16 protein-coding genes are annotated in these 13,352 nt (G+C 60.4%); 9 read left to right on the top strand and 7 right to left on the bottom strand.

All coding sequences use genetic code 11. The annotated features are described in order from the left end of the window. Positions 1-33 precede the first annotated feature (33 nt). The 5 genes from ruvC to DARO_RS20720 all read right to left on the bottom strand — a co-directional run bounded on the left by ruvC (position 34) and on the right by DARO_RS20720 (position 3,292). A complete protein-coding gene (gene ruvC / locus DARO_RS20700; RefSeq protein WP_011289783.1) occupies positions 34-573 on the bottom strand; it encodes a crossover junction endodeoxyribonuclease RuvC in 540 nt (179 codons plus the stop codon). After that, positions 570-1,421 carry a DMT family transporter gene (locus DARO_RS20705; RefSeq protein ID WP_011289784.1) on the bottom strand — a complete coding sequence of 284 codons (852 nt, stop codon included), beginning with the start codon at positions 1,419-1,421 and terminating at the stop codon, positions 570-572. The genes ruvC and DARO_RS20705 overlap by 4 nt, the downstream gene beginning before the upstream one ends. Next, positions 1,421-1,927 carry a hypothetical protein gene (locus DARO_RS20710; protein WP_011289785.1) on the bottom strand — a complete coding sequence of 169 codons (507 nt, stop codon included), beginning with the start codon at positions 1,925-1,927 and terminating at the stop codon, positions 1,421-1,423. Before DARO_RS20710 ends, DARO_RS20705 begins: the two co-directional genes overlap by 1 nt. Before the next feature lie 94 nt (positions 1,928-2,021). Next, positions 2,022-2,498: a hypothetical protein gene (locus tag DARO_RS20715; protein WP_011289786.1), complete on the bottom strand. Its 477-nt coding sequence runs from the start codon at positions 2,496-2,498 to the stop codon at positions 2,022-2,024. Positions 2,499-2,566: 68 nt separating this feature from the next. Continuing rightward, positions 2,567-3,292 carry a YebC/PmpR family DNA-binding transcriptional regulator gene (locus DARO_RS20720; RefSeq protein ID WP_011289787.1) on the bottom strand — a complete coding sequence of 242 codons (726 nt, stop codon included), beginning with the start codon at positions 3,290-3,292 and terminating at the stop codon, positions 2,567-2,569. A gap of 159 nt (positions 3,293-3,451) precedes the next feature. Here DARO_RS20720 and DARO_RS20725 point away from each other — a divergent pair, with 159 nt between their 5' ends. The 7 genes from DARO_RS20725 to DARO_RS20755 all read left to right on the top strand — a co-directional run bounded on the left by DARO_RS20725 (position 3,452) and on the right by DARO_RS20755 (position 9,732). Continuing rightward, positions 3,452-5,077, top strand: a complete 1,626-nt coding sequence (locus tag DARO_RS20725) for a helicase HerA-like C-terminal domain-containing protein (RefSeq protein WP_011289788.1) — start codon at positions 3,452-3,454, stop codon at positions 5,075-5,077. Between the two features lie 115 nt (positions 5,078-5,192). Beyond that, positions 5,193-5,861 (top strand): hypothetical protein, encoded by a 669-nt coding sequence (locus DARO_RS20730; protein ID WP_011289789.1) that lies wholly within the window; start codon positions 5,193-5,195, stop codon positions 5,859-5,861. Between the two features lie 183 nt (positions 5,862-6,044). After that, positions 6,045-7,088 (top strand): phosphate ABC transporter substrate-binding protein PstS, encoded by a 1,044-nt coding sequence (pstS, locus tag DARO_RS20735; protein WP_041224573.1) that lies wholly within the window; start codon positions 6,045-6,047, stop codon positions 7,086-7,088. A gap of 305 nt (positions 7,089-7,393) precedes the next feature. Then, on the top strand, positions 7,394-7,867 hold the full coding sequence (locus tag DARO_RS20740) for an SseB family protein (protein WP_011289791.1): 474 nt from the start codon (positions 7,394-7,396) through the stop codon (positions 7,865-7,867). Positions 7,868-8,034: 167 nt separating this feature from the next. Further along, positions 8,035-8,838 (top strand): amidase, encoded by an 804-nt coding sequence (locus tag DARO_RS20745; RefSeq protein WP_011289792.1) that lies wholly within the window; start codon positions 8,035-8,037, stop codon positions 8,836-8,838. Positions 8,839-8,898: 60 nt separating this feature from the next. Beyond that, positions 8,899-9,342: an SRPBCC family protein gene (locus DARO_RS20750; protein WP_011289793.1), complete on the top strand. Its 444-nt coding sequence runs from the start codon at positions 8,899-8,901 to the stop codon at positions 9,340-9,342. Positions 9,343-9,384: 42 nt separating this feature from the next. Then, positions 9,385-9,732 carry a GFA family protein gene (locus DARO_RS20755; RefSeq protein WP_011289794.1) on the top strand — a complete coding sequence of 116 codons (348 nt, stop codon included), beginning with the start codon at positions 9,385-9,387 and terminating at the stop codon, positions 9,730-9,732. Positions 9,733-9,783: 51 nt separating this feature from the next. Here DARO_RS20755 and DARO_RS20760 read toward each other — a convergent pair whose 3' ends face one another. Continuing rightward, a complete protein-coding gene (locus tag DARO_RS20760) occupies positions 9,784-10,668 on the bottom strand; it encodes a DMT family transporter (RefSeq protein ID WP_011289795.1) in 885 nt (294 codons plus the stop codon). Positions 10,669-10,681: 13 nt separating this feature from the next. Continuing rightward, positions 10,682-11,011, bottom strand: a complete 330-nt coding sequence (locus tag DARO_RS20765; protein WP_011289796.1) for a chorismate mutase — start codon at positions 11,009-11,011, stop codon at positions 10,682-10,684. Positions 11,012-11,316: 305 nt separating this feature from the next. Here DARO_RS20765 and DARO_RS20770 point away from each other — a divergent pair, with 305 nt between their 5' ends. Both DARO_RS20770 and DARO_RS20775 read left to right on the top strand, forming a co-directional pair. Further along, entirely contained in the window at positions 11,317-12,192 is an 876-nt protein-coding gene (locus DARO_RS20770; protein ID WP_011289797.1) for a LysR substrate-binding domain-containing protein, read from the top strand. Positions 12,193-12,422: 230 nt separating this feature from the next. Next, on the top strand, positions 12,423-13,337 hold the full coding sequence (locus DARO_RS20775; protein ID WP_011289798.1) for a branched-chain amino acid transaminase: 915 nt from the start codon (positions 12,423-12,425) through the stop codon (positions 13,335-13,337). Positions 13,338-13,352: the final 15 nt, after the last annotated feature.

Below are 13,352 nucleotides of genomic sequence, written 5' to 3' on the forward strand. Positions count from 1 at the left end.
TCTGGAAAAAGTACTGTATTTTCACACAGTTTCTCATCCTATCAGTCGCCCGCCGCGAATGCGATAGCCGGCCGTCGCCATGGCGCCCAAACCTTGGCCGCCATGGGCATGGGCAATGGCGCAAGCGAGGGCATCGGCCGCGTCGGCAGTTGGCGCGCCGGGCAGGTTCAACAGCCGGACGACCATGGCCTGCACCTGATCCTTGGCCGCCTTGCCATGGCCGACCACGGCCTGCTTGGTTTGCAGCGCCGTGTATTCGGCGACCGGCAAATCGGCATGAACCAGCGCGCTGATTGCCGCGCCACGCGCCTGACCGAGCAACAAGGTCGATTGCGGATTGACGTTGACGAAGACCTTTTCCACTGCCGCCTGATTCGGCTGATAGGTCGCGATGACTTCGCTGATGCCGGCGAAAAGGGTCTTGATCCGCTCCGGCAGCGACTCCTTGTCGTTCGACTTGATGCAGCCACTGGCGACGTACACCAGTTGCTTGCCGTGCAGTTCGATGACACCAAAGCCGGTCACCCGCAGGCCGGGGTCGATGCCAAGGATACGGGGGGTCGTGATGCTCATTTCGTCCTCGCCACCAGATAAACGCCGCTAACGGCCACCACCATGCCAAGCGCCGCAGTCAGGGTCAAACTTTCGCCAAAAATGAAGAAGGCGATCAGCGCCGTCATCGGTGGCGTCAGGTAGAACAGACTGGCCACATTGACCGCACTGCCGCTGCGGATCAGCAGGTTGAGCAGGCTGATCGCGCCGATCGACAGGACCAGCACCAGCCAGCCCAGGGCGAACAGGAAATGGCCGTTCCATTCGATCCGGTAATCCTCGAACACGGCCACGGCAATGGCGGTAATGATCGCTGTCGGGACAAACTGGATCACCGATCCGGTCCGCAGGTCGAACTTCGGGCAAAAGCGTTTCTGGTACAGCGTACCGGCCGTAATGCCAAGCAGCGCAACCAGCGCCGGAATCAGCATCGGCCCCAATGCGGCCTCGCCCAGTTTGCCGGAAACGACCATGCCGACGCCGACAAAGCCCAGCCCCAAGCCGGCCCATTGCCGGCCGGTTACTTTTTCACCGAGCAGCCACCCGGCGCCCAAAGCTGTCAGCAGCGGTTGCATGCCGACGACCAGCGCCGTCACCCCGGCCGGCAGGCCATGCTTGATGGCCACGAAGACGCCGCCGAGATAAACGGCATGGACCAGCACGCCGGATATGCCAATATGCAGCCAGTCACGCGGCTTTTCCGGCCAAGGCGCCCGGGTCGCCAGCGCGATGACCGTCATCAGCGTGATCACCGCCCCATAGCGGCTAAGCAGGAAAGAGAGCGGTTCGGCATAGGGCAGGCCGTACTTGGCCCCGATGAAGCCGGTGCTCCACAGAAAAACAAAAAGAAAGGGGTAGAAGCGCTGCATCAGTTGGTCCAATCCGGGGCACAGCGCTTGCGTGCTTCAAGCAGGGTTTCGAACAGCACGCGGGCATCGCCACTGGCCCGGTGGCGGCGCAGTTGCAGGCGTAATTCAACCGAAGCGCGGGTGATGTGCCACAAGGTCATTTCGCAATCCTCGAGCAGCTCGCGGATATCCCTCAGCGTAAAGGTCGGCACCAGATCGACCGTATCGTAGAGCTTGCTGAGCCAGACATAGTCATAGGCCCAGGCATCACAATACAGACGTTCCCCGCGCAAACGCCGATTCAGTTCAAGGCAAATCTCGACTGCCGGCCGCCCCTTGGCGAGCAGGACTTCACGCGTGATGCCATGCACCGCCTCAGCGGATTCGTCCCAGTGCGTCCATCCCGCCTCAGGCTGAATCAGCGCGCAGTAGGCGCTGCCATCGGACATGTAGAAGCCGATTTCGATCGGATAACTGCCCCGGCCAAATCCGGAGGCTTCGATGTCGATGACGATCGGCTGCGTCATGCTCTGGCGCCCCCGTCACACTGCAAGGCCCTGCTACCGACCGGTATCGAGGCAAGACATTGTGGCGCAAGGCGCCTCATCGGCGGCTCACCGTTCAGTTGCAAGTCGCCCGGCAGTTGGTCGCATCGGCCGCACAAGCCTTTTCGTTGTCGACGGCGCAAGTCTGCTTGGTCCGATAGGTGAAATTGATCCCCTTCGGATAGACGCACACCAGCTTGGTCAGCTTGCCCTGTTGCACCACGGCCATGCTCGTCGCTTTCAACGCCTTGAACTGGCTGGCGGGCAGATCGCAGGAAACGTAGGCGTCAAACTCGCCATCCTTCGATTCCCAGCGCGCCAGGTTCTTCATCTGGCGATAGTCCTCGTAACGGATGCAGGAATCGGTCTGATTGGCGTAAGCCTTGGCGTTATCGCTGCAATAGCCGGTGTAGGTGAATTGCAGCTCTTCCTCGGTCGGGCAGGCGTTCACCTGAACGGCACTGGCCAGATCGGGGCAGGAAAGCTGGGCGGCAGCAGCTGAAAGGCTCAGTGAAGCGACGATCAAGGCAAGGGAAAGCTGACGAAGATTCACGGTGGATCCTTAGGCTGCAGCAAGCAAAGCCACGAACTCCCCAGGCGTGGAATCCGTGGCGGGAAACATCAGTCTTCGATGACCGCCGTGGTGTAGATTTCCTGCACGTCGTCGAGATTTTCCAGCGCGTCGAGCAGCTTCTGCATCTTCACGCCTTCCTCGCCGGCGAAAACGTTTTCGCCTTCCGGCTTCATCGTCACTTCGCCGAACTCCGGCTTGAAACCGGCCGCTTCCAGCGCGTCCTTGACGGCCATGTAGTCGTTCGGCGGGGTCAAAACCTCGATCGAGCCGTCGTCATTGGTCGTCACATCGTCGGCACCGGCTTCGATGGCCGCATCCATCAGCGCGCCTTCGTCGGTACCCGGGGCGAAGATCATCTGGCCGCAGTGCTTGAACTGGAACGCCACGCAGCCATCGGAACCCATGTTGCCGCCAAACTTGGAGAAGGCATGGCGAACTTCGGCCACCGTGCGCACCTTGTTGTCGGTCAGGCAGTCGACCATGATCGCCGCGCCGCCGATGCCATAGCCTTCGTAGCGGATCTCGATGTACTCGACACCTTCCAGCTCACCGGTACCCTTCTTGATTGCGGTATCGATCTTGTCCTTGGGCATATTGACGCCCTTGGCCTTGTCGACCGCGACGCGCAGGCGCGGGTTGAAGTTGATGTCGCCGCCGCCCATCTTGGACGCAACGGTAATTTCCTTGGCAATCTTGGAGAAGGCGGCACCGCGCTTCTCGTCCTGGCGACCTTTACGGTGCTGGATATTGGCCCACTTGGAATGACCAGCCATGCTGTTTTCCCTGAATGCAAATAACGAAGAAGGCGTGATTTTACTCGCCCGGCGGCTTCTCGTCAGGCCTCAGTAGCGCCCAAACTTACGCTATTTAACAAAGCCGTATCGCCGCGTTGCTAGAATGCCGGGATACTTTTCCAGCTGGAGCCTGCCGCCATGTCCGAACCTCTCTACCTCGCCAAGTCCGAAGACGGTTATCCCGCATTGCTGCCGCAGATGGCCAACCGCCACGGGCTGATCACCGGCGCCACCGGCACCGGCAAGACGGTCACCCTGCAGTCGATGGCCGAACGCCTGTCCTACGCCGGCGTGCCGGTCTTCATGGCCGATGTGAAGGGCGACCTCTCCGGCATGGGCGCCGCCGGCACCCTGACCCCGAAGCTGGAAACCCGCCTCAAGGACCTCGGCCTCGAAGGCTTCGCCCCCTACGCCAACCCGGTTGCCTTCTGGGATGTCTTCGGCCAGGGCGGCGTGCCGGTGCGCGCCACCATCTCCGACATGGGCCCGCTGCTCCTCGCCCGCCTGCTGAACCTGAACGACACCCAGACCGGCGTCCTGCAACTGGTCTTCAAGATCGCCGACGACAAGGGCCTGCTGCTGATCGACCTGAAGGACCTGCGCGCCTGCATCCAGTACGTCGGCGAAAACGCCAAGGACTTCACCACCGAATACGGCAATGTCTCGACCGCCTCGATCGGCGCCATCCAGCGCGGCCTGCTGACGCTGGAAGAGCAGGGCGGCGACCGGTTCTTCGGCGAACCGATGCTCAATATCAACGACCTGATGAAGGTCGACGAAAACGGCCGCGGCGTCATCAACGTCCTCGCCGCCGAAAAGCTGGTCCAAGCCCCGGCGCTCTACTCCACCTTCCTGCTCTGGCTGCTCTCCGAACTGTTCGAACAACTCCCGGAAGCCGGCGATCTGGACAAGCCCAAGCTCGTCTTCTTCTTCGACGAAGCCCATCTGCTGTTCACCGACGCCCCGCAGGCGCTGACCGACAAGGTCGAGCAGGTGGTCCGTCTGATCCGCTCCAAGGGCGTCGGCGTCTATTTCGTCACGCAGAACCCGCTCGACGTCCCTGAAAAGATCCTCGGCCAGCTCGGCAACCGCGTCCAGCATGCCCTGCGCGCCTTCACGCCGCGTGACCAGAAGGCCGTCCAGGCAGCAGCGCAAACCATGCGCGCCAACCCGAAATTCGATGCCGCCACCGTGATCACCGAACTCGGCGTCGGCGAAGCGCTGGTTTCCTTCCTCGACGAAAAGGGCAGGCCAACCATGGTTGAGCGCAGCACCATCTTCCCGCCCGCCTCCCGCCTCGGCCCACTGACCGCCGACGAACGCCAGGCCATGATCAACGCCTCGCCGATGCTCGCCACCTACGGCCAGACCGTCGACCGCGAATCCGCCTACGAAATCCTGCGCGGCAAACCCGCCGCCACGCAAGCCGCCCCCGGCGCCATTCCGGCGCCACCGGCCGGCAACAGCAGCCTCAACGACAGCGACTGGGGCAACCATGCCAACCAGCAACAGCCGCGCTATGAACAAGCCCCGCAACCCCGACAGAGCGCCCCCGCCCCGCAGGAAAGCTCGGGCGGTGGTCTGTTCGGCGGCCTCGGCGACATCCTGACCGGCACCACCGGCCCACGCGGTGGTCATCGCGAAGGCGTGCTCGAAAGTGCCGCCAAGAGCGCCGCTCGCGGCGTTGCCGGCACGGTTGGCCGGGAGATTGGGAAGCAGATTCTGCGCGGGGTGCTGGGGTCAATCCTGGGCGGACGACGCTAAATAGTGTTCTGACCCAAATTACTTATAACCACAAAAACAACAGAATTAACTGGGGTCTCCCCCTATTATCTCTTTCATCTTTAAGGCGTTCTGAATCATATCAAGGGGGCATATTTTGAATAAAATTAATAATCTAGTCGCAAATTGGTTATTTCCTGCTTTGGTGACAGTAAGCTTGGCTGGTTGTCTTGCTACAACAAATGGCAGCGGTTTAGCGCCTTTGGCACAAGATGACTCTATACCGTCCGCAATCAAACAACATGAACGCACATATCCGGCCACTGTACGTGTTTGTATGATGCTCGATAGTTCATTTAATTATTCCACTGGTAAGTTTGTTGTGGATAAAAAAGGGTATGGCGTGGAAGAGAGGGCAGCTAGATGGGACCATTTAACTCGTTTGGGTCTTTTTACCAAGAGTCAAACAAAAACCAGCACAACATATGCCATTACTAGCTTAGGGAAACAATTCTATAGCGATGACAAATGTACGGCAGATTTTAATTTCGGACCTTCTTCCGGTATATCACTTACCTACGGCACACTGGAGTTTGAGCGTATCGTTAAACAGAAATATTTTCCTGAAGGCAAACTTACTAAATCCGATTTCAGAAAGCACTTGACTAAACTTGCTGACTGGGCAAAAGACAAAGATATGCGTCGAGCCTGGAAACTTCAAGGATTGGAAGAGATGGAAAATATGCAGTGGTACGCTGACACTCGGCGTACATCCAACGGTGTTGAGTTTACAGACGGTCCGCGTCTCTATCCTCTGCAACGCTAGCTTTCAAAATTCACATACTCTTTTTAGAAACAATAGGGGTCTGACCCCTATTGTTTCGATATGGTGAGCAGCCTAGCTCCCGGGGAAAGTTCGTGAAAATTTTGTAAAATCCGCGCCCTCGCAACGGCAGCTCGGTGCAAGTTGCCGCCCCCCTTACAAAAACAGGAAAAAATGCAATCTCCAATGTCCAGAGCAGCACTGCTAGCCGCCGCGTTGTTTTTATACGCCAGCACCCTCATCGCCGCAGAACCGATGACCGGTGCCGGGTCGTCTGCCGCCTACCCGATCTACAAGCTGTGGGCGGATCAACTGAAACGTGAAGGCGGTTTCGTGCTGAACTACGATCCCGTCGGCTCATCGGCCGGGGTCGAGAGAGCTCGCGCCCGTCAGGCCGATTTCGGCGCCACGGATGTCGCACTCAAAAGTGAGCAACTGGCCAAGGACAACCTTATCCTCTTTCCAACGGTCATCACCGGCGCAGTTCCCGTCATCAACCTGCCCAAGATGGAAAAACCGCTTGTTCTGGACGGCCCCACGCTGGCCAGAATCTTCCTGGGGGAAATTGAGCACTGGGATGCACCTGAGATCCGCGCCTTGAATCCCGGCCTGAGCCTTCCCGCAAAACCGATAGTCGCGGTCGTCCGCAGCGATGGCTCTGGCACCACTTACAACTTTGCCGATTATCTGGCCAAGGTCAGTCCGGCATGGAAACAGAAGATGGGCGTTGCCACGAACCTCAAATGGCCAGCCTCGTTCACGTCGGTCAAGGGCAGCAAGGGCGTTGCCGAAGCAGTGAAATCGACGCCCGGGAGCATCAGTTACGTGGATTACAACTACGTACTGGATTACAAGCTCACGGGGGCAGCCATGAAGAATGCGGACGGCGCCATCGTCGAAGCCGGGCCTTACACCTTCCGTGAAGCGCTTGCCCAGAGCGTCTGGAAGCAAACCGGCGACTTCACTCAGACGCTGACCAATCAGACCGGGAAAAGCAGCTGGCCCATCACGATGGGCACTTTTATCGTCATGCCCCGAGTCTCCAACAATCCGGAACGGACCATCCAGGTCACCCGTTTCTTCACCGAGGCATTCATGCGCGGTGACGACCTTGCGAAACAGGCCAACTTCGTCCGCCTGCCGTCGATCATCCAGGGGAAAGCCTTCCGGGTGATTTCGGAAATCGTCGATGCAAAGGGCGTTCCCATCGGCATAAACAGCCTCCGATAACTGCCGGACCTCAACGCAAAACGCCTCGCCTTAGCGCGAGGCGTTTTCGTTTCTGCAGACCGAACTGCGCACAAGAGGCCACACAAGATTGCCAACGGCATAGCTGTTCACTATGCTCGTACCCGAAGCCTGGAACAGATAGCATCCATGTTTCGATGCAAGATGGATGACGGTTTTTACAGCAACTTTCGGAAACATATATTTCCATCATTCATATGGTTTGACGTAATTTTTAAATTTTGTATTGATAAATATGCCTGCAATTTTGGGGGGCATACTTAACAGTTAGCCATCAGGAGTCTGTCGTGTTCTTTGAAGCAACGCATTGCCGAACCGCCATTGTTTGCTGCCTAGTATTGCTAGCAGTCGGCGTTAGCCACATCGCAGGAGCCGAGCAAATGTCAATTGAGCAAGTCATTCGCCAACACGGAAAGGAACCCGTCGCAAAGTCAATTGGCCCGGTTGCTGCCGCCCTAGTTAGCTGCTCCTTGCTTGTTGCTACCGATCCGGGGGCACCTCTTGGGAAGTTGCGCCTGAGGACGGCTCTTGATAATCAGGGGAACGTTTGGGCTTATGCATACACCAGTGCTGCTGAGTTATCGAAGGCATTTCCCAAAGGGGCTAGCCACGCCGAACTCACGTTCCCTGTCTTCTTCAGCATCATCGAAGCTAATCCGCAGTTTCGAGGCATCTACCTCAACTCCGCTTCGGATTCTCTCTACCCAATTCCGAGAGAGCTATTCCAATCTGTCAAAACACTTCTTCCGGGGAGCCACTGATGGCTAACCCTGCATTCGAGGCGACCTGCGCAAAAAGCCGCGCAGGCGCCTCAACTCCACGTTGTGCGTCATGAATACGAATACGCGAGTCCTTAAAACAACACTGGGCAGACCAGTACTGCTAGTTGTTGCACCAATGATGCATCTCTTACACATAGGGGAACGCCATGGAAAAAAAGGGAAAGTTCGTCCGCATGTCGCTGGTCGAATTCACCGGCTGGCTCAACGCCAATCGGTTCGACCGGCAGATCGGTGTCATCCAGAACCACCACACCTATATTCCGGGTTATGCCCATTTCAAGGGCAATAACCACATCGCCCTGTGTGAAAGCATGGAGCGCTCCCATCTGGAGCGTGGATTTGCTGAAATCGCCCAGAACCTGACCGTATTCCCGGATGGCGACGTTGTGCTGTGCCGCAGCTTCAACACGATTCCGGCCGGCATCAAGGGAGCTAATCAAAATGGCCTGTGCATCGAGAACCTGGGCAATTTTGACCTGGGCGGGGACGTCATGAGCGATGCCCAGCGCAAGGCTATCGTGACCGTTAACGCGCGGCTGTTGATGCGTTTTGGCCTGCCCTGCGACACGGATCACGTGGTTTATCACCACTGGTGGGATCTGAATTCCGGACAACGCACCAACGGCAGCGGCAACACCAAGACTTGCCCCGGCACCGCCTTCTTTGGCGGCAATAGCGTGGCCGCCGCCCAGGCCGGCTTTCTCCCGCTGATCGCCGCGGCGATGGGCGCGGCAACCAATCCACCCGCGCCGCCGCAGGCCCAGTTCCAGGGCGAGGTGAATACCCCCTCACTCCGCATCCGCGACAAGCCTGGCGTGGATGGCACCCAACTCGGCGCCGTGGCCAATGGCGCGCTGCTGGCGATCTACGAGGTGCGTAACGGCTGGTACCGCATCCATCCGACAGCGCAACGCTGGGTCAGCGGCCGCTACGTCATCAAGCGGGAATAACGGCGAACCTCCCTCCCCAAAACGCGTCGAACGCCTACCCCCTCACCGGAGCACAGCACCATGCCAGGCACCGTTCGTCTTCATCGCGTCTTGAAAGCCCCGGCCGAGCGCGTCTATCGCGCCTTTACAACGCCGGAGGCCATGGCCAAGTGGCTGCCGCCGCATGGTTTCACCTGCACGGTTCACCACATGGAAGCGCGGGTGGGCGGGACTTTCCGGATGTCTTTCACCAACTTCACGACGCAGCAAGGTCATACGTTCAGCGGCGAGTATCTCGAGCTCGTTCCCAACGCACTGCTGCGCTATACCGACCAGTTCGACGACCCCAATCTGCCGGGTGTTCTGCAGGTAACCATCTCACTGACGCCGGTTTTATGCGGCACCGAGCTGAATATCGTCCAGGAGGGCATTCCGGACGCGATTCCGGTCGAGATGTGCTACCTCGGATGGCAGGAATCGCTGGGCCAGCTGGCGGCGCTGGTTGAACCTGAAATTCAGCAATAAGCTTCCCGCCACACTCAATTTCACCAATCCAGGAGAACCGGCATGATCTACAAAGGCAGCTGTCACTGTGGGCAAATCGCTTTCGAAGTGGAGGGTGAGCTCTCCAAGGTCATGGATTGCAATTGCTCCATCTGTTCGCGCATGGGCTCGCTGCACTGGTTCGTGCCGCGCGACAAGTTGCGCCTGCTGACGCCGGAGAGCAATCTGGCCACCTACACCTTCGGCAAGCAGTCGATCAAGCATCACTTCTGCCCGAAGTGCGGCATTCATCCGTTTGGCGAGGGCACCGACCCGGCCGGGAATCGCATGGCGGCGATCAATGCGCGTTGCCTTGAGGGGGTAGAACTGTCGTCGCTGGCGGTCACCCATATCGACGGGCGCTCCCGCTAGGGCGTCGTCAGAAGAGCATCGGGGCCGCTGAACCAGCCCCGATGACCCAACTCAGGTGCGCCGCCGGAAGCCGGCCAGCATCTCCCATTGATGCACGCTCAGGCCGAGCAGGATCAGCACGGTGCCGATCCACAGGCGCAGTCCGATCGTTTCGCCGTTGAGCCAGTTGCCGAGCAGCAGGGCGATAACCGGGGTGATCAGCGTGATCAGGGCGACTTTCGAGGTTTCGAGGTGCTTGATCACGTAGTAGTAGAGCGCGAAACCAATCACCGAGCCGAACACACCGAGATAGACAACCGCCGCCCCGGCGCGCGGCGGCACGACGGCGGGCAACTGGGCACCGCTGAGCCACCAGACCAGCCCGAACAGCGGTAGCGACACGGTCAATGAACCGACGGTGGTGGCCAGCGGTGGGCTGTCGTCACCGATCTGTTTGAGCCAGACCATGCCGCCGGAGTAGACCGTGACCGCACAGAGCACGGCGAACAGCCCGGCCAGCGCGTGTTCATGGCCCAGCGTGTCGCCGTGGATGAAGATGGTCGCCAGACCGACGGCACCGAGCAACATGCCGATCAGCTTGACCGGGGTCAGCGAGCGCTCACCGACAAAGATCGCGCCCAGAATGGCGGCGGCCAGCGGCGACAGGCCGAACATCACCGAAATCAGCCCGGAATGCACATAGCGGGCGCCCCAATAGGTCAGTGCCATGCCGCCGAACAGGGACAGCCCGCCGACCAGATAGGCGCGGCGCGCCCGTTCATGCAGCGGCAAGGGGATACGCCACAGCGCGACCAGCAGGCCGGCGACGACGACACCAATCACCATGCGGGCGAGCACGGCGAGGGCAAAGCCGACACCTTGGCTGCTCCACTGGATGGCGAGCGGCGTGGTGGACCAGATCAGGACGATGCCGAGATAGGCAAGGGGGACGGACATAGGTTTCTCCGGTTCAATTCGCTTGTGGCGCAGGAGGATGCAAGGCGGCCTGATGAAGGCGCTCGCTGTCGATGAAGGCGGCGATCATGGCGCGCCAGGTGGCGTCGACCACGGCCGGCTCGGCACCGACTTCCAGCGCCAGAGCGTTCACCTTGGCCAGCACCTGCACCACCCGCGGCGGGGCCGGAACTTCGGCAGCCGTTTTCTTGAAACCAGCCGCCTGTTTCACGTAAGCCCCGCGCTCGGCGATCAGCGTGACCAGTTCGCGATCCAGCCGGTCAATGTTCTGGCGCACTTCGGCCAGCGAGGCGCATTGGGCGATTCGGTGGGCAATACGGGTCATGGCACTTCCTTTCGATCAGGGATAAACAAGGGGCAAACAAAAAGGCCGCGGGGTTCAAATCCGCGGCCTTTGCTGAATTCTGGGAGAAATCGACTACTTCACCCCGGCCCCGGACGAATGGCAACGCGCCACGCACGCAGGATGCGGCGAGACGGGGCCTTCAGGGAAAACAGGGAGATTTCGCAGTTCATTGGTTCATTTTGAAGGCATATTGTGCGCTGCGTCAAGACGACCGAAATAACGAACCAGCGGTATTCGGGCAGAATACTCGGCATAGCCCAACCACTCGCCCCCGGCCAGCCCCCATGCACGACCTGCCGCCGCTCCACACCCTGCCCGCCTTCGAAGCCGCCGCCCGGCTCGGCAGCTTTCTGGCGGCAGCCGAGGCCCTGCACCTGACACCCTCGGCGATCAGCCATCGCATTCGGCAACTGGAGGAGCATCTCGGCCAGGCGCTGTTCGAGCGCCGGCATCGGGCCGTGGTGCTGACCACCGCCGGGCGGCGTTATCTGGCCGTGGTGCGCGATGCCTTGTTGCGGCTCGACGAAGCCAGCGCCGTACTGCGCGCGCCGCAGCGCGAACGGCTGCGCATTTCGGCAGCGCCGGCGCTCGGCAGCAAGTGGCTGGTCATGCGCGTGGCGGAATATCAGGAGGCCCACCCGGACCTCGAATTCAGCCTCGGCACCGCCACCGGCCTCGGCCCGCTGCTCAACGGCGAGGCCGATATCGGGCTGCGTTATGGCGAGGAGGAATGGCCCGGTCTGCTCGCCTGGAAACTGTTCGAGGAACGGGTTTTTCCGGTGTGCAGTCCGGGACTGGCGGCCAGCCTGAATACGCCGCAGGCTCTCGATCAGGTCCGCTTGCTGCGCCATCCGCTGCTGTCATGGCAACGCTGGTTCGCGGCGGCGGGCATCCAGCACCCGGAACCGTCGACCGGCCCGAATTACGAAGACGCCCTGCTCATGCTTGAAGCCGCTGTCGCCGGCCACGGCGTGGCCCTGATGGCCGGCACGCTGGCCGCCCCCTATCTGACCGAAGGCCGGCTGATTCGACCCTTTCCGCAGGATTGCGCGGACCGCAGCTTTTACATCGTCGCTCCGCCAGCCGTGCAGGAAAAACCGGCGATCATGGCCTTCATTCGCTGGCTGCTGCACTCCACCCGAAAAGCCAGCCAAAAATGAAATTTTTCGCCGGATGACTTGACGCCAAGGTTGGCCATCAGATGAACTGAATTCATCTAACGACAATTCAAATCGTTTGAGCGAGGCCGAAAACCGGCCCATCCTTGCCTCACCCCCAAGCTCCGCTCGCAGCCCGCCCACCCGGCAGCGGCCCCGACGGAACCCACCGCGCCACCCTCACGCGGCCCTCCGGCCACTGCCGGTTTCACCCCATTTTGAGGAAATCCATCATGCAAGACCGCGACGGCTTTATCTGGCTCGACGGCCAGTGGCTGCCCTGGCGCGATGCCAAGGTGCACGTGCTGACCCATACCCTGCATTACGGCTACGGCTGTTTCGAGGGCATCCGTGCTTATGAAACACCGCGCGGGCCGGCCATCTTCCGGCTCGCCGAGCATCTGCGCCGGCTGGAGGATTCGGCTCACATCCTGGCCATTGACCTGCCTTTTGACCGCGAAACACTGGCCGCCGCCTGCCGTGAGGCGGTGACGCGCAACAATTTCAGCAGCGCCTACATCCGGCCGCTGGTCTTTCTCGGTGCTGAAAAACTGGGCGTCGATCCGGCCGGTGCGGCAGCGCACGTCATGGTCGCCGCCTGGCCGTGGGGCGCCTACCTCGGCGGCAAGGCGATCGAGGAGGGCATCCGCGTCCGCGTGTCGTCCTATGCCCGGCACCATCCCAACGTGCAGATGTGCCGCGCCAAGGCGATTTCGACCTATTCGAACTCCATCCTCGCCGTGCGCGAGGCGCGCCGCGACGGTTACGACGAAGCGCTGCTTCTCGATACCGATGGCTATGTTTCCGAAGGCTCCAGCGAAAACCTGTTCATCGTCCGCGATGGTGAATTGCTGCAGCCGGACAGTGCTTCGGCGCTCGACGGCATCACCCGTCGTACGGTCTGCACGCTGGCCGCGGAGGCCGGCCTGGTGGTGCGCAGCAAGCGCCTGACCCGCGACGAGGTGGTTTGCGCCGATGAGGTCTTCCTGACCGGCACGGCGGCCGAGATCACGCCCGTGATCGAAGTCGATGCCCGGCGCATCGGTACGGGTCGCCCCGGGCTGCTGACCCGGCGTCTGCAGAAGGCCTATTTCGCCTGCGTCCGTGGCGAAGACGCCGCCCATGGCGATTGGCTGACAATGGCATGATGACGGCAAGGGCGA

It is taken from the genome of Dechloromonas aromatica RCB (assembly GCF_000012425.1).

Coding starts and splice junctions, on each gene's coding strand:
- DARO_RS20745 (WP_011289792.1), top strand. CDS start 8,035: ATGGAAAAAAAGGGAAAGTTCGTCCGCATGTCGCTGGTCGAATTCACC.
- DARO_RS20710 (WP_011289785.1), bottom strand. CDS start 1,927: ATGACGCAGCCGATCGTCATCGACATCGAAGCCTCCGGATTTGGCCGG.
- DARO_RS20720 (WP_011289787.1), bottom strand. CDS start 3,292: ATGGCTGGTCATTCCAAGTGGGCCAATATCCAGCACCGTAAAGGTCGC.
- ruvC (WP_011289783.1), bottom strand. CDS start 573: ATGAGCATCACGACCCCCCGTATCCTTGGCATCGACCCCGGCCTGCGG.
- DARO_RS20705 (WP_011289784.1), bottom strand. CDS start 1,421: ATGCAGCGCTTCTACCCCTTTCTTTTTGTTTTTCTGTGGAGCACCGGC.
- DARO_RS20775 (WP_011289798.1), top strand. CDS start 12,423: ATGCAAGACCGCGACGGCTTTATCTGGCTCGACGGCCAGTGGCTGCCC.
- DARO_RS20760 (WP_011289795.1), bottom strand. CDS start 10,668: ATGTCCGTCCCCCTTGCCTATCTCGGCATCGTCCTGATCTGGTCCACC.
- DARO_RS20770 (WP_011289797.1), top strand. CDS start 11,317: ATGCACGACCTGCCGCCGCTCCACACCCTGCCCGCCTTCGAAGCCGCC.
- DARO_RS20755 (WP_011289794.1), top strand. CDS start 9,385: ATGATCTACAAAGGCAGCTGTCACTGTGGGCAAATCGCTTTCGAAGTG.
- DARO_RS20725 (WP_011289788.1), top strand. CDS start 3,452: ATGTCCGAACCTCTCTACCTCGCCAAGTCCGAAGACGGTTATCCCGCA.
- DARO_RS20765 (WP_011289796.1), bottom strand. CDS start 11,011: ATGACCCGTATTGCCCACCGAATCGCCCAATGCGCCTCGCTGGCCGAA.
- DARO_RS20750 (WP_011289793.1), top strand. CDS start 8,899: ATGCCAGGCACCGTTCGTCTTCATCGCGTCTTGAAAGCCCCGGCCGAG.
- pstS (WP_041224573.1), top strand. CDS start 6,045: ATGTCCAGAGCAGCACTGCTAGCCGCCGCGTTGTTTTTATACGCCAGC.